At 67.0% G+C, this 15,263-nt stretch carries 11 protein-coding genes; 5 read left to right on the forward strand and 6 right to left on the reverse strand.

Features of this window, described 5'->3' with window-relative positions; genetic code table 11:
- Both rho and trxA read right to left on the reverse strand, forming a co-directional pair.
- The coding region (gene rho, locus N5C88_RS21240) for a transcription termination factor Rho (RefSeq protein ID WP_280016174.1) at positions 1 to 1,213 on the reverse strand (1,213 nt) is incomplete at its 3' end.
- 117 nt (positions 1,214 to 1,330) lie between these two features.
- Entirely contained in the window at positions 1,331 to 1,657 is a 327-nt protein-coding gene (gene trxA / locus N5C88_RS21245) for a thioredoxin TrxA (protein WP_006218534.1), read from the reverse strand.
- A 326-nt stretch (positions 1,658 to 1,983) separates the two neighbouring features.
- On the opposite strand from trxA, the gene N5C88_RS21250 reads away from it, so the two are divergent.
- From N5C88_RS21250 to N5C88_RS21270, 5 genes are all read left to right on the forward strand, one after another.
- Positions 1,984 to 3,945 (forward strand): DNA topoisomerase IV subunit B, encoded by a 1,962-nt coding sequence (locus N5C88_RS21250; RefSeq protein WP_280016175.1) that lies wholly within the window; start codon positions 1,984 to 1,986, stop codon positions 3,943 to 3,945.
- Positions 3,945 to 4,550, forward strand: coding sequence for a YcxB family protein (locus N5C88_RS21255; RefSeq protein ID WP_054458717.1), 606 nt, complete (start codon positions 3,945 to 3,947; stop codon positions 4,548 to 4,550). Before N5C88_RS21250 ends, N5C88_RS21255 begins: the two co-directional genes overlap by 1 nt.
- Positions 4,551 to 4,585: 35 nt before the next feature.
- Positions 4,586 to 6,922 carry a DNA topoisomerase IV subunit A gene (gene parC, locus N5C88_RS21260; RefSeq protein WP_280016176.1) on the forward strand — a complete coding sequence of 779 codons (2,337 nt, stop codon included), beginning with the start codon at positions 4,586 to 4,588 and terminating at the stop codon, positions 6,920 to 6,922.
- 110 nt (positions 6,923 to 7,032) lie between these two features.
- Positions 7,033 to 7,656 (forward strand): TetR/AcrR family transcriptional regulator, encoded by a 624-nt coding sequence (locus tag N5C88_RS21265; RefSeq protein WP_280016177.1) that lies wholly within the window; start codon positions 7,033 to 7,035, stop codon positions 7,654 to 7,656.
- Positions 7,653 to 8,852 (forward strand): DUF418 domain-containing protein, encoded by a 1,200-nt coding sequence (locus N5C88_RS21270; protein WP_280016178.1) that lies wholly within the window; start codon positions 7,653 to 7,655, stop codon positions 8,850 to 8,852. The genes N5C88_RS21265 and N5C88_RS21270 overlap by 4 nt, the downstream gene beginning before the upstream one ends.
- On the opposite strand, the gene N5C88_RS21275 is transcribed toward N5C88_RS21270, so the two are convergent.
- The 4 genes from N5C88_RS21275 to N5C88_RS21290 form a co-directional block, all read right to left on the reverse strand.
- A complete protein-coding gene (locus tag N5C88_RS21275) occupies positions 8,853 to 11,471 on the reverse strand; it encodes a TRAP transporter fused permease subunit (protein WP_059378913.1) in 2,619 nt (872 codons plus the stop codon).
- A 148-nt stretch (positions 11,472 to 11,619) separates the two neighbouring features.
- Complete coding sequence (locus tag N5C88_RS21280; RefSeq protein WP_059378914.1) at positions 11,620 to 12,624, reverse strand: TAXI family TRAP transporter solute-binding subunit; 1,005 nt, start codon at positions 12,622 to 12,624, stop codon at positions 11,620 to 11,622.
- Positions 12,625 to 12,780: 156 nt separating this feature from the next.
- A complete protein-coding gene (locus tag N5C88_RS21285) occupies positions 12,781 to 14,121 on the reverse strand; it encodes an aspartate aminotransferase family protein (RefSeq protein WP_280016179.1) in 1,341 nt (446 codons plus the stop codon).
- Positions 14,122 to 14,169: 48 nt separating this feature from the next.
- Positions 14,170 to 15,102: a MurR/RpiR family transcriptional regulator gene (locus N5C88_RS21290; RefSeq protein WP_059378917.1), complete on the reverse strand. Its 933-nt coding sequence runs from the start codon at positions 15,100 to 15,102 to the stop codon at positions 14,170 to 14,172.
- Positions 15,103 to 15,263: the final 161 nt, after the last annotated feature.

A 15,263-nucleotide genomic window follows, 5' to 3' on the forward strand; every position in this document is an offset into this window, starting at 1 on the left:
CGCGCATCTTGTCCAGGATGAATTCCATGGACTGGACTTCGTCCATGTCGTGGATGAACTTGCGCAGCACCCAGACCTTCTGCAGCAGGTCCGGAGCGATCAGCAGCTCTTCGCGGCGGGTGCCGGACTTGTTCAGGTTGATCGACGGGTAGACGCGCTTTTCGGCCAGGCGGCGTTCGAGGTGGACTTCGGAGTTGCCGGTGCCCTTGAATTCTTCATAGATGACTTCATCCATGCGGCTGCCGGTTTCGATCAGCGCCGTACCCAGGATGGTCAGCGAACCGCCTTCTTCCAGGTTGCGGGCCGCGCCGAAGAAGCGCTTGGGGCGTTGCAGGGCGTTGGCGTCCACGCCGCCGGTCAGCACCTTGCCGGAGGCCGGCACCACGGTGTTGTAGGCGCGGGCCAGACGGGTGATCGAGTCCAGCAGGATCACGACGTCCTTCTTCATTTCGACCAGGCGCTTGGCCTTTTCGATGACCATTTCCGCGACCTGCACGTGGCGGGTGGCGGGCTCGTCGAAGGTCGAGGCCACCACTTCGCCGCGCACCGTACGCTGCATTTCGGTCACTTCCTCGGGGCGTTCGTCCACCAGCAGGACGATCATGACCGCGTCGGGATAGTTGGTGGTGATGGCGTGCGCGATGTGCTGCATCATCACCGTCTTGCCGGACTTGGGGCTGGCGACGATCAGGCCGCGCTGGCCCATGCCGATGGGGGCGAAGACGTCGAGAATGCGGCCGGTGAGGTTTTCCTCGCTCTTGATGTCGCGTTCCAGGCGGATGTTGCGGTTCGGGTGCAGCGGCGTCAGGTTTTCGAACATGATGCGATGCTTGATCGCTTCCGGCGCCACGCCGTTGACCTTGTCCACCTTCACCAGGGCGAAATAGCGCTCGCCGTCCTTGGGCGTACGCACTTCGCCTTCGATCGAGTCGCCGGTGTGCAGGTTGAAGCGGCGGATCTGCGAGGGCGAGATGTAGATGTCGTCCGTGCTGGCCAGATACGAGGTCTCGGGCGAGCGCAGGAAGCCGAAGCCGTCGGGCAGGACTTCCAGGACGCCGTCGCCGAAGATCTGCTCGCCTTGCTTGGCGCGCCGTTTCATGATGGCGAACATCAGTTCCTGCTTGCGCAGGCGGTTGGCGTTCTCGATTTCCAGGCCGGCGGCCATTTCCAGCAGCTGCGAGACGTGCAGCGCCTTCAGTTCGTTGAGGTGCATCGCGGTGGATTTTTGGGGGAAAGTGAAGGAGAGTTCTGGCGGCGCGCCACGGACGGGCACACGCGGTATTGAATGAGCGCCGCCCCGAGGGCGGCGCCTTCGTTCACGGCACGCGGCTTACAGCGCGCCGTCCAGGAATGCGGTCAGTTGCGACTTCGACAGCGCGCCAACTTTGGTGGCGGCGGCTTGGCCGTCTTTAAAGAGCATAAGGGTGGGAATGCCGCGGATGCCGTACTTGGTGGCGGTGCCCTGGTTTTCGTCGACGTTCAGCTTGGCGATCGTCAGGCGGCCAGCGTACTCCGTGGCGACTTCTTCCAGGATCGGGGCAATCATCTTGCAAGGGCCGCACCAGGCAGCCCAGTAGTCCACCAGCACCGGCTGGCCGGATTTCAACACATCGGCATCGAAGCTGGCGTCACTGACGTTCTTGATTTGGTCGCTCATGATGGTGATTCTCGGTTCGGCAGCAAAAGGCGCGTAAAAAGGGACGCGCCCCGCCGTTGTTCTTGTTTGTGGATGGACTCAAGCATACCACTGTCAATATCAACAGGCATACCACTGTTAATAACAACAGGAGTTGCTGGATTTGTGTAGGATGTTGCGGCGCAGTTATCGCGATCCGGGCCGTATCGACCCGATGCGCTGGCTGTGACTGTCATCATCCTACCGAATTCGGAGCTGCTCAGGTCGTGCTCATCCCACTGGGAGCCGCGCAGAATCTAGACTTATCCGTAAAATGTCGGTTTTTTTCCACAGATGTTGGGGATAACTTGGCCACTCCACGTTACACCGAGGCGTCCATTCGCGTCCTGAAGGGACTGGAGCCCGTGCGGCAGCGCCCGGGCATGTACACCCGAACCGAAAACCCCCTGCACGTCGTGCAGGAGGTCATTGATAACGCCGCAGACGAGGCCTTGGCCGGCTACGGCAAGCAGATCCAGGTCACGCTGCACGTCGACGGCAGCGTTTCCGTCGAGGACGACGGGCGCGGCATTCCCGTCGGCCTGCACCCTGAAGAGAACGCTCCCGTGGTGGAGCTGGTGTTCACGCGCCTGCACGCGGGCGGCAAGTTCGACAAGGCGGGCGGCGGCGCCTACGCCTTTTCCGGCGGCCTGCACGGCGTGGGCGTGTCCGTCACCAATGCCCTGGCCACGCGCCTGGAAGTGGTGGTGTGGCGCGACGGCGCCGTCAACCGCCTGGTTTTCAAGCGCGGCGACGTGGCCGAGCCCCTGGCGCCCTACGACCAGGGCGGCCGCAAGAAGTCCGGCACCCGCGTGCGCGTGTGGCCGGATGCCAAGTATTTCGACAGCCCCAACATTCCGCTGGGCGAGCTGACGCACCTCTTGCGCAGCAAGGCCGTGCTGCTGCCGGGCGTCAAGGTATCCCTGGTCAACGAGAAGACCGGCGACACCAAGACCTGGCAGTACCAGGACGGCCTGCGCGGCTATCTGTCCGAGGCGCTGGCCGGGGCGGAGCTGATGGTGCCGTTCTTCGAGGGCGAACAGTACGCCGGGGCCGACCATGAGAACTTCGCCGAAGGCGAGGGCGCCCAGTGGGTAGTGGCCTGGACCGAGGACGGCAACGCAGTGCGCGAGTCGTACGTGAACCTGATTCCGACGCCGGCCGGCGGCACCCATGAATCGGGCTTGCGCGAAGGCCTGTTCGGCGCGGTCAAGGGTTTCGCCGAACTGCACAGCCTGCTGCCCAAGGGCGTCAAGCTGCTGCCGGAAGACGTGTTCGCCCGCGCCAGCTTCGTGCTGTCGGCCAAGGTGCTGGACCCGCAGTTCCAGGGGCAGATCAAGGAACGCCTGAACAGCCGCGACGCGGTGCGCCTGGTTGGCGGCTTTTCCAAGAGCGCGCTGGACCTGTGGCTGCACAGCAACGTCGAGTACGGCAAGAAGCTGGCCGAACTCGCCATCCGCCAGGCCCAGGCGCGCCAGCGCTCGGCGCAGAAGGTCGAAAAGCGCAAGAGCTCGGGCGTGGCCGTGCTGCCGGGCAAGCTGACCGATTGCGAGTCCAGCGACGCGACCCGCACCGAAGTCTTCCTGGTCGAGGGCGACTCCGCCGGCGGTTCGGCCAAGATGGGCCGCGACAAGGAATTCCAGGCGATCTTGCCGCTGCGCGGCAAGGTGCTCAATTCCTGGGAAGTGGACCGCGACCGGCTCTTTGCCAACAACGAAATCCATGACATTTCCGTCGCCATCGGCGTGGACCCGCACGGCCCCGGCGACACGCCGGACCTGTCGGGCCTGCGCTACGGCCGCATCTGCATCCTGTCCGATGCGGACGTCGACGGCTCGCACATCCAGGTGCTGCTGCTGACGCTGTTCTACAAGCACTTCCCCAAGCTGGTCGAGGCCGGCAACGTGTTCGTGGCCAAGCCGCCGCTGTTCCGCCTGGACGTGCCGGCGCAGGGCAAGCGTCCGGCGCGCAAGATCTACTGCCTGGACGAAGGCGAACTCGAAGCCGCGCAGGACAAGCTGCGCAAGGAAGGCGTGCGTGAAGGCGCCTGGGCCGTCAGCCGCTTCAAGGGCCTGGGCGAAATGAACCCCGAGCAGCTGTGGGAAACCACCATGAATCCGGACACGCGCCGCCTGCTGCCCGTGGGCTACGGCGACCAGACTCCCGAGGACACCACCCGCATGTTCGACATGCTGATGGGCAAGGGCGAGTCCTCGCAGCGCCGCGCCTGGATCGAAGAGAAGGGCAACCTGGCGGAGCTGGACATCTGATGGCCGGGTCCGCGCCCGGCTCGGCCCGCATGGACGTCCAGATGACGGCCGACGACTACGCCGACTTCGCCGCTTACGTGTACAAGCGGCCGGAGCTGCGCCGCCGCCGCTACCGCTCCCATCTGCGTTTCGCGGTCCTGATGATCGTGGCCCTGCTGGCCTACCTGATCTGGCAGACCTGGGACGGCAATACGCCGAACTGGGGGCGGATCCTGCCCGTGTATTTCCAGGGCTTGGCGGTGGGCCTGGGCATACTTGCGCTCCTGGCGCTGGCCTACGAGTACGTCCTGCCCTCGCTGGTCAGGATGAACACGCGCCGCATGCTGAAGCGACAGCCCGACGAGTTGTTCCTGGGCCGCCATCAGCTGGATTTCGGCCCCGACGGCATCACGGATACCACTGCCACCGCCTCCGGACGCATGGACTGGTCCGATGTGCGGCGGGTCGAGGAAACTCCGCAACATCTCTATGTCATTCTCGGCACCTTGCAAGGCGTGATCATCCCCAAACGCGGGCAGGATGCCGCCACGTTGGATGCGGTGCGGACCCAGTTGCGCGCGCATGTCGCCGATACGCAGCTGATGTCGTCCGCGCAGGCGCTTTGACGCCGTTTCGATGAAATTGTCTACCTGAATACATCATGACCGACAGCAATCAACCCGGCTTGTTCGATTCCAACCCGCCCGGCGGCGATGGCGGCGGCGATGGCGATGCCGCCATCACCCTGGCGCGCTACGCCGAGCAAGCCTATCTGGACTACGCGGTGTCCGTGGTGCGGGGCCGCGCCCTGCCGGACGTGGGCGACGGGCAGAAACCCGTGCAGCGGCGCATCCTGTTCGCCATGCAGGCGATGGGGCTGGCGGCTGGCGCCAAGCCCGTCAAATCCGCGCGCGTCGTGGGCGACGTGCTGGGCAAGTATCACCCGCATGGCGACCAGGCCGCCTATGACGCCATGGTGCGCATGGCGCAGGATTTCTCGCTGCGCTATCCGTTGATCGACGGCCAGGGCAACTTCGGTTCGCGCGACGGCGACAACGCCGCCGCCATGCGCTACACGGAAGCCCGCCTTACCCCCATCGCCAAGCTGCTGCTGGACGAGCTGGACGAAGGCACCGTGGACTTCGTGCCCAACTATGACGGCAGCCAGCAAGAGCCGCAGATGCTGCCGGCGCGCCTGCCCGTGATGCTGCTCAACGGCGCCTCGGGTATCGCGGTCGGCATGGCGACCGAGATCCCGCCGCACAACCTGCGCGAAGTGGCGCAGGCTTGCGTGGCGCTGCTGAAGCATCCGCAGATGCCGGACGCCGAGCTGCACGCCCTGATCCCGGGGCCGGACTTCGCGGGCGGCGGGCAGATCATCACGCCGGCCGAGGACATCGCCCAGATCTACGCGGGCGGCCGCGGTTCGCTCAAGGTGCGTGCGCGCTGGCAGTTCGAGGAAATGGCGCGCGGCCAATGGCAACTGGTGGTCACCGAGCTGCCGCCGGGCACCTCGGGCCAGAAGGTGCTGGAAGAGATCGAGGAAATCACCAACCCCAAGGTCAAGACCGGCAAGAAGAGCCTGACGCCCGAGCAAACGCAGGCCAAGGCCGTGATGCTGAACCTGCTGGACGCCGTGCGCGACGAGTCGGGCAAGGATGCCGCCGTGCGCCTGGTCTTCGAACCCAAGACCTCGCGCGTGGACCGCGACGAATTCGTCAACACGCTGCTGGCGCAGACCAGCATGGAAAGCAGCTCGTCCATCAACTTGGTGTGCATCGGCACCGACGGCCGGCCGCGCCAGAAGGGGCTGCGCGACATCCTGGTCGAATGGCTGGCGTTCCGCACCAATACCGTGGTGCGCCGCACGCGCTTCCGCCTGGACAAGGTCATCGACCGCATCCACGTGCTGGAAGGCCGCATGGTCGTCTACCTGAACGTGGACGAAGTCATCCAGACCATCCGCGAATCCGATGAGCCGCGCGCCGCGCTGATGGAACGCTTCAAGCTGTCCGAACGCCAGGCCGAGGACATCCTGGAAATGCGCCTGCGCCAGCTGGCGCGCCTGGAAGGCTTCAAGATCGAACAGGAACTGGCCGACAAGCGCGACGAGCAGGTGCGCCTGCAGGAACTGCTGGACAACCCTGCCTCGCTCAAGCGCCTGCTGATCAAGGAAATCGAAGCCGACGCCAAGCAATACGGCGACGACCGCCGTACGCTGATCGAGACCGCCGAACGCGCCGTGCTCGAAACCAAGGTGCTGGACGAACCCGTCACCGTGATCGTGTCGCAAAAGGGCTGGCTGCGCGCCCGCCAGGGCCACGGCCATGATGCGTCGCAATTCGGCTTCAAGCAGGGCGACGATCTGTACGGCGCCTTCGAGTGCCGGACCACCGACACGCTGATCGCCGTGGGCGACAACGGCCGCGTCTATTCGGTGCCGGTCGCCGGGCTGCCTTCGGCGCGCGGCGACGGCCAGCCGGTCACCACCATGATCGACCTGGGCAGCGGCACGCGCATCGTCCACACCATCGCTGCCGCGCCCGACAGCCGCTGGCTGCTGGCCACGCGCGGCGGCTACGGCTTTGCCGCCAAGCTGTCCGACATGGTCAGCCGCCAGCGCGCCGGCAAGCAGTTCATCACCCTGGAAGAGGGCGACGAACTGCTGCGTCCGGTGCCGCTGTTCGACGGCGCCAAGCAATTGGCGCTGCTGTCGCACAAGGGCAAGTTCCTGGTGTTCGGCCTGGACGAGGTCAAGACGCTGTCCGGCGGCGGCCGCGGCACCATCCTGATGGGGCTGGACGGCAGCGACAAGCTGGACCAGACCGTGCCCATCGGCGCGGGCGGCCTGCGTGCCGCCGGCATCTACCGCAACAAGCACACCGAGGACATCCTGGTGGGCGACGCGCTGGCGCCTTACATCGGCAAGCGCGCCCGCAAGGGCCGGGCGCTGGATGTGCGGCCCAAGCAGCCGGTGCTGTCGCCGGTGCTGGGCTAGGCGTCGGGCAGGCAAGAGAATGGCGGGCTGCGGCCCGCCATTTTTTTCGTCTGTTGACTGGCTGCACGATTCCGGCATTTAATAGATAGATCATTCAGTCTATTAATAAGATGCGCAAGATCGACCCCATCAAACAGCAGGAACGGCGCAACCAGATACTGGCCGCCGCGGCGGATTGCTTTGCCGAGCACGGCTTCCACTCGACCTCGACGGCGCAGATCTGCGCCCGCGCCGGCATGAGTCCCGGCAACCTGTTCCACTACTACGGCAGCAAGGCCGAAATCATCGAAGCGATGATCGCGTCGGATACCGAGTCCGCGCGCGACCGCATGCGGCAAGCGTGCGCCGCGCCCGACGCGAGGCGGGCGCTGGCGGACTGGGTCGCGGCGCAGTTGGCGCAGCATCAAGATCCGGCCTACGTCAGGCTGGGCATGGAGATCCTGGCCGAGGCCGTGCGCAATCCGCGCGTGCACGCCCTGGTGATGGAGAACGAGGCGGCGCGCAAGGCCGGCCTGGTGGCCTTGCTGGAAACGGTTTGGGCGCAACGCATGCCGCCGCAACCCGTAGCCGAGATGGCCGATACGCTATTGCTGCTGCTGGACGGCGTCTATAGCCGGTCGGTGGTGGACCCCGCCTTTGGCGCGGCGGCGGGCAGCCGTCTCCTGGAGCAGGCCCTGTCGCGGTGCCTGCCTGATGGCGCGCAACAAGGCTCAGCCGCAGGGAGGCGGGCATGAACGCGCCGGCAACCCACGCGCGTCTGGCGCAGGTCGATGCGCTGCGCGGTTTCGCGCTCTTCGGCATCCTGGTGGTCAATATCGGCGTGTTCTCTTCGCCGTTCTATGGCGCCGGCGTGGCCGACCCGGCGTACTCGCAGCCCTTGGATATGACCGTGCGCTGGCTGATCGCCTGGCTGTTCGAGACCAAGTTCTATCTGCTGTTCTCTTTCCTGTTCGGCTACAGCTTCACCTTGCAGATGAGCGCCGCCGAACGCGGCCAGGCGGCTTTCGCGCCGCGCTTCCTGCGCCGCTTGGCGGGCCTGGCTTTGCTGGGGCTGGCGCACGCGGTGCTGTTCTATCAGGGCGACATACTCCTGACCTACGCGCTGCTGGGCCTGGCGTTGCTGCTGTGCCGGCGGATGGAGCCGCGGCGGGCGCTGCGCATTTCGCTGTGGCTCATCGTGCTGACGGCATCGTTGTGGGCCATTCTGGGCGCGTTGAGCTACCTGGACCCGGTGGCGCCCGGGTACGAGGCGCAGTATCAAGCGGACGCCCTGGCGGCGATCGATGCATATCGGGGCACCATCGGCACGACCATTGCGCAGCATTGGAATGAGCTGACCGGGGGCGTGTGGTTCACGGTGCTGTTCGTGCAGGGGCCGTTCGCGTTCGCCATGTTCCTGGCGGGCTATGCGCTGGGCCGCCGCCACGCGCTGGCCGATCCCTGGCGTCAGCCGCGGGCGCTGTGGCTGCTGTGCGCGCTGGGACTGGCGCCAGGCCTGGCCGGTTCCGCGGCCTATGCCTTCAGCACGCTGCCGTCGGCGGGGGCAGCCTGGGAATTGCCGGGCCTGGCGGTGGACCTGCTGACCGCGCCGCTGCTCAGCATGTCGTACGCGGCGGCCTTGCTGCTGGCCATGCGCACGCAGCCGGGGGCGCGGCTGGCGGGCTGGCTGGCGCCCGCCGGGCGGATGGCATTGAGCAATTACCTGATGCAATCCGTGGTCTGCGCTTTTCTCTTCACCGCCTGGGGCCTGCGCCTGTTCGGCTCGGTGTCGCCGCTGGCGACGTTCTGCATTGCCGTGGCGATATTCGCGGCGCAGTTGCCGCTGTCCGCCTGGTGGCTGCGGCGCCACGCCTACGGCCCGGTCGAGTGGTTCCTGCGCGCGCTCACCATCGGCGCCTGGCCGGCCTGGCGGCGCGCGCGGACAGACTGATCAGACCGGCTTGGCGCGCAGCCGGCCGACGGGGGCGCCGCCGTCGCGCCGGCCCTGGCGTGCCCACATTCCCGCCAGCAGCAGCAATGCGGGCACATAGACCCAGAAGTCGGACCAGCGCTGCGGGTTGGGCGCTTTGACTTCCAGCACGTCCCAGCCTTGTTCCCAGCCGGCGCGCTGGGCGCGGCTGCCGAAGCGCACGCCGCCGATCTGCGTCTGGTCGCCCAGGCTCATCAGCGTTAGTCCGGCTTCGGCCAGGCGCTTGCGGCCCGCGTCCTGCCCGGCAGCGTCGCCGGTCAATTCGGGCAGGGCAACGGCCACGGTCTTGGTCAGTTCATCGCCTTCCAGGTTGATGCCGCGCAGCACCACCGTCAGCCGTCCGTTGTCGGGCAGCGCGCCCGCGATGGCTTGCATCTCGGACGCCGGACGGCTTTCATGGCGCGGCGCGAAATGGTCCATGAACCAGTCCGGACGGAACAGCATGAACGTGATCAGCAGCAGTACCCCGACCTCGGCCAGCGTGCAGCGCACGCGGAACCAGCGCATGGTGGCGGCGGCGAAGGTCAGCGAGGCGATCGTCGCGCCCGTCACGACCAGCGCCAGTTCCCAACCGTAGGTGACGTCGATCAGCAGCAGCATGGGGTTGAACACGAACATGAACGGCAGGATGGCCGTGCGCGCCGCGTAGGTCACGCCCTGGATACCGGTCTTGATCGGGTCCTCGCCCGAGATGGCGGCGGCCGCGAAGGTCGCCAGGCCGACGGGCGGCGTGATGTCGGCCATGATGCCGTAATAGAAGACGAACATGTGCACCGCGATCAGCGGAATCACCAGGCCGCTCTGCGCGCCCAGCTCCACCACCACGGGCGCCATCAGCGTCGCCATCAGGATGTAGTTGGCCGTGGTCGGCATGCCCAGGCCCAGAATCAGGCACACCACCGCCGTGAAGATCAGCATCAGCAGCACGTTGCCCATCGACACCAGCTCGACGAAGGCCGTCATGCGCAGGCCCAGGCCGGTCAGTGTGATGGCGCCGACGATCAGTCCGGCGGTGCCGCAGGCGATGGCGATGCCTATCATGTTGCGGGCGCCGTCCTCAAGGCCGCCGATGGCGTCGCGCCAGCCATGGCGCCAGGCCGCGGACACCGGCTGCTTGCGGAACCAGGCGATCAGCGGACGCTGCGTCACCATCTGGAACAGCATCGCCATCGCCGCCCAGAACGCCGACAGTCCGGCCGACAGCTCTTCCACGCTCAGGCACCAGACCAGGATGCCGATGGGAATCAGGAAGTAGAGTCCGGCGCGCACCGTGGGCCAGGGCTGCGGGCGCACGGGGTGGTTGATGTCGATGTCCTGCGGCAGATCGGGGTGGCGCGCCGCCACGCGCAGCAGCCACAGATAGAGCACGGCCAGGATGGCCAGCAGCACCCAGATGGCCGCGGCGCCCGCTACGGCCTGCACGCCCGTGCCTATCCAGTAGACCGCGCCCATCACCAGCAAGGTGCCGCTGATGCCCATGCCCCATCCGGCCAGCTTCTGCAGCGGCGTGCGGGCCGGACCCGAGGCCATCATGGGCTGGATGCCCAGTTTCAGGGCTTCCAGGTGGACGATGTAGAACAGCGCGATGTAGGAGATCGCGGCCGGCAGGATCGCGTGGCGGATGATGTCGGTATAGGGGATGCCTACGTACTCGATCATCAGGAAGGCGGCCGCGCCCATCACGGGCGGCATGATCTGGCCGTTGACGGACGAGGCGGTCTCGATGGCCCCGGCGCGCACGCCGCCGTATCCGGCCTTCTTCATGAGCGGAATCGTGAAGATGCCGCCGGTCACCACATTGGCCACCGACGACGCCGACACCAGGCCGTTGACGGCGGAGGACACCACCGCCACCTTGGCCGGTCCGCCGCGCAGGTGCCCCAGCAGCGCGAACGACACCTGCATCATGTAGTTGCCGGCGCCGCACTTGTCCAGCATCGAGCCCAGCAGCACGAAGATGAAGATGTACGACACCGATACGCCCAGCGCCACGCCATAGACGCCTTCCGTCGTCAGCCACATGTGCGACATCAGGCGCTCCAGTGACGCGCCGCGGTGCGCCAGCACGTCGGGCAGCCAGGGCCCGGCCAAGGCATAGGCCACGAACACCAGGCCCAGCACCGTCATGGGCAGGCCGAGCGCGCGGCGCGTCACCTCCAGCAGCAGGGCCAGGCCGATCGCGGCCGTGGCCACGTCCATGGTCGTGGGTTGGCCGGGGCGGCCCGCCAGCTCGTTGTAGAACAGGTACAGATAGCTGCCGCAGAAGCCCGCCATCAGCGCCAGCGCCCAGTCGTACCAGGGCATGCGGTCGCGCGCCGAGCGCTTGCTGGCCGGGTAGGCCAGATAGCCCAGGAACATGGCAATGCCCAGGTGCAGGGCGCGCGCCTCGGTGTCGTTGAAGATGCCCCAATTCAGGGAGAACGGCAACGGCGACGCGTACCAGAGCTGGAAGAGGGACCAGATCAGCGCGCCCGCCGCCAACGTGGCGCCCGCCAGGCCGCGCACATTGCGGCCTCCGCGGTCGGCGTCGGCGACCAGCTGTTCCAGGTCCGGGGCCGGCGTATGCGGCTCTTTATTCATGAAATTCCCCTACGTGTCATGGCGCGCGCCGGCGGCGCGGCGCGCGTTGAGTCCCCGCGCTTGCTGTGCGTCAGGGACGGCAGCCTGCGTGGCCGGGCTGGACCCGGCTCCGCTGGCGTGCCGTTTCAGCGGCCCTTGGGCCCGGGCCTCAGAGCAGGCCCTTTTCCTTGAAGTACTTCTCGGCGCCCGGATGCAGCGGTGCCGACAGCCCGTTCTTCACCATGTCCGCCGCCTTCAGGTTGGCGAACGCGGGATGCAGCTTCTTGAAATCGTCGAAGTTGTCGAACACCGCCTTGACCACGGTGTAGACGGTGGCTTCGGGCACGTCGGCCGAGGTGACGAAGGTGGCCGTCACGCCGTAGGTCTTGGTTTCCGTCGGGTTGTTCGGATACAGCCCGGCCGGAATCGAGGCGTGGGCGTAGTACGGGTACTTCTCGACCAGCTTGTCCACGGCCGGGCCGGTCAGCGACACGAGCTTGGCGCCGCAGCTGGTGGTGGGGTCCTGGATGTTGGCCGAGGGGTGGCCCACGCCATAGAAGAAGCCGTCGATCTTGCCGTCGCACAGCGCCGAGCCGTGCTCGTCGGGACGCAGTTCGGACGCCAGCGAGAAGTCCTTCAGGGTCCAGCCCATGGTGCTCAGCAACTCCTCCATCGAGGCGCGCGTGCCCGAGCCAGGGTTGCCGACGTTGAAGCGCTTGCCCTTGAGGTCTTCGAAGCTCTTGACGTTCGCTTCCTTGCGCGTCACGACGGTGAAGGGCTCGGGGTGGATGGAGAACACCGAGCGCAGCTTGGTGTACGGCCCGGCCTGCTTGAACTGGCCTTCGCCCTTGTAGGCGTTGAAGCCCACGTCGGATTGCACCACGCCCAGGTCCAGTTCGCCGGCCTTGATGGTGTTGGCGTTGAAGACCGAGCCGCCGGTCGATTCGACCGAGCAGCGGATGCCGTGGCTGGAGCGGTCTTTATTGACCAGGCGGCAGATGGCGCCGCCGGCGGCATAGTAGACGCCGGTGACGCCGCCCGTGCCGATGCTGACGAACTTCTGTTGAGCGGCGGCGGGCGCCGGCGCCGTGGACAGCAAGGCCGTGGCGAGGCCCGCGGCTGCGAGCGTCCAGGCGTTGCGATGGCCCAAGGGGTGTTTGACGGACGTGGTCATGCAAACTCCTTTTGGGGTTTTTCCCCGTGATATTGCCGGTCTTGGCCGGCGGTTGGTGCGCCCCGCGAGCCGCGGAGCACCCTGTGCGTATCATCACGAGCCCGCGCCAGGCGGGCGGCGCGGCGCAATCCCTTGCGCCGCGCTTGCAGCAGGCGGCTAGGCGCGCGCCTGCGCGATAGCGGCGTCGATGGCGCCGCTCAGACGTTCGGTCAACTGGTCCAGCTCATCGTCGGAGATGATGAAGGGCGGGGCGAGCAACACGTGGTCGCCGTGGCGGCCGTCGATGGTGCCGCCCATCGGGTAGACCATCAGGCCGCGCGCCATGGCCTCGCGCTTGATGCGGGCGTGCAGCGACAGCGCGGGGTCGAAGGTCTGCTTGCTGGCGCGGTCCTGCACCAGCTCGATGCCCATGAAGAGGCCGCGGCCGCGGATGTCGCCGACGTGCGGATGCGCGCCCAGCGCGCTGTCCAGCCGCTGGCGCAAGCCCGCGCCCTGCGCTTGCACGCGCGCCAGCAGGCCGTCGCGCCGGATCACTTCCTGCACGGCGAGCGACGCGGCGCAGGCGATCGCATGGCCCAGGTAGGTATGGCCATGCTGGAAGAAGCCGCTGCCTTGCTGCATGGCCTCCACGATGCGCTGCTGCACCATCACCGCGCCGATCGGCTGATAGCCGCCGCCCAGGCCCTTGGCGATGGTGATCAGGTCAGGCGTGACGCCTTCCTGTTCCACCGCGTACAGCGTGCCGGTGCGGCCCATGCCGCACATGACCTCGTCGGCGATCAGCAGCACGCCGTGACGGTCGCAGACTTCGCGGATACGGCTGAAATAGCCCGGCACCGCCGTGACGGCGCCGGCGGTGGCGCCGACCACGGGCTCGGCCACGAAAGCCATCACCGTGCCCGGACCCAGGCGCTCAAAGGTCTGTTCCAGTTCCTGCGCCAGGCGCTCGCCGTATTGCTCGGGGCTTTCGTCCTCGCGCTGGTCGCGGTAGGCGTAGCAGGGCGACACGTGCTCGACCTCGATCAACAGCGGCGCGAACTGCGCGCGGCGCCAGGCATTGCCGCCCACCGCCAGCGCGCCCAGCGTGTTGCCGTGATAGCTCTGGCGCCGCGCGACGATGTGGCGGCGTTCCGGCTGGCCGATTTCCACGAAATACTGCCGCGCCATTTTCAGCGCGGCTTCGACGGCTTCCGAGCCGCCCGAGACGAAGTAGGCGTGGGAAATGCCCGGCGGCGCATCGGCTACCAGGCGCTCGGCCAGTTGTTCCGCGACCTCGGTCGTGAAAAAGCTGGTGTGGGCATAGGCCAGCGCGTCGATCTGCGCGTGCATGGCGGCCTGGATGTCGGGGTGGTTGTGTCCCAGGCAGGAGACCGCCGCGCCGCCCGAACCGTCGAGGTAGGAGCGGCCGGAGCTGTCATAGACCCACACGCCCTGGCCGCGGACTGCGACGGGAGGCGTCTGGCGCAATGAACGATGCATGACATGGGTGTGGCTCATGGGGCGATTCCGCAATGCAGGAGGTTGAAGGCGAATCCGGACGGGATGTCAGGCGGGGCGGCGCGGCGGCGCGCTGCTCCAGTAAACGTTGTCGTTGAGCAGGCGCTGCTCCACTTCGGTCAGGCGGTTCAGCACTTCCTCGCCGCCGCGCGCGGTCAGGCGGGCGATCAGGTGCTCGGCCAGGCCGAGCAGGCCGGCGGTGGTGTGGAAGAACGACCCGGGGCCCTGGCGCGCCGGGCGCGCCCGCACGCCTTCGCGATCCGGGGGCGCGAAGCGCAATGTGTGGCGGGCGTCGACCGCCAGCGGCGACAAGGGGTCATCGGTCAGCGCGATCAGCGCCACGCCGCGCTGCACGGCCTGGCGGGCCAGCTGCACGGTGGCGGTGGGATAGGGCGCCTGCGAGATCACGATGAGCGCATCGCCGGTTCCCAGGTTGTCGGCCTGTTCGGCGGGGGCGCCGCCCAGACCGTCGATGAGCACGCTGTTGCGCCGCACCAGCTGGTACGCATAGCGCATCTGGAATGCGATGCCGAAAGCCGAGCGGGTACCCAGGAAGCCGACCTGCCTGGCTTCCAGCAGGGTCTGCACCGCAGCGTCGAAGGCGGAGGGCGGGTTCAGCGCGCAGACTGAGCTCATGGCCTGGACCTGATAGTCGGTGAGCACGTCGTGCCCGGCCGCCGCGGGTTCGCCCGCCGCCGCCTGCAGCGCGGCGGCGCGGTCACGCAGTCCTGGCGTGGCTTGTCCGGCCAGGGCCTGCTGGAAGGGTTGGCGGAAATCCTCGTAGCTGGAAAAGCCGACGGCCCGCGCCAGCCGCAGCATGGTTGCCGGCGCCACGCCCAGGGTCTGGGCCTGGCGCCGCATGGACCACAGGCCGACCTCGGCGGGGTGTGCCACGACCCAGTGCGCCGCCCGCTGCAGTTCCGGCGGCAGTTGTTCCAGTTTTTCCTGGAGGGTCAGAAGGAGGTCGGACGGCAAGGACATGTACGGCGGCTGGAGTGCGTAAAAAACAGATGATAAATCCGTGTTCGATAAAAAAACATATGTTTTTATAAGGATTTCCACCTAGAACGCTTATCAGCGAAGGCAAGGCTATTCTCAGGTAAGTCCTTGAAATTCGCTGCCAATTCCAGCAAATAGGCGCT

It is taken from the genome of Achromobacter sp. GD03932 (assembly GCF_029839485.1).
Taxonomy (GTDB): domain Bacteria; phylum Pseudomonadota; class Gammaproteobacteria; order Burkholderiales; family Burkholderiaceae_B; genus Achromobacter; species Achromobacter bronchisepticus_A.

Bases quoted from the DNA above. Each gene is read 5' to 3' on its own strand.
- parC (WP_280016176.1), top strand. From the start codon at position 4,586: ATGACCGACAGCAATCAACCCGGCTTGTTCGATTCCAACCCGCCCGGC.
- N5C88_RS21275 (WP_059378913.1), bottom strand. From the start codon at position 11,471: ATGAATAAAGAGCCGCATACGCCGGCCCCGGACCTGGAACAGCTGGTC.
- N5C88_RS21265 (WP_280016177.1), top strand. From the start codon at position 7,033: ATGCGCAAGATCGACCCCATCAAACAGCAGGAACGGCGCAACCAGATA.
- N5C88_RS21255 (WP_054458717.1), top strand. From the start codon at position 3,945: ATGGCCGGGTCCGCGCCCGGCTCGGCCCGCATGGACGTCCAGATGACG.
- N5C88_RS21270 (WP_280016178.1), top strand. From the start codon at position 7,653: ATGAACGCGCCGGCAACCCACGCGCGTCTGGCGCAGGTCGATGCGCTG.
- trxA (WP_006218534.1), bottom strand. From the start codon at position 1,657: ATGAGCGACCAAATCAAGAACGTCAGTGACGCCAGCTTCGATGCCGAT.
- N5C88_RS21280 (WP_059378914.1), bottom strand. From the start codon at position 12,624: ATGACCACGTCCGTCAAACACCCCTTGGGCCATCGCAACGCCTGGACG.
- N5C88_RS21285 (WP_280016179.1), bottom strand. From the start codon at position 14,121: ATGAGCCACACCCATGTCATGCATCGTTCATTGCGCCAGACGCCTCCC.
- N5C88_RS21290 (WP_059378917.1), bottom strand. From the start codon at position 15,102: ATGTCCTTGCCGTCCGACCTCCTTCTGACCCTCCAGGAAAAACTGGAA.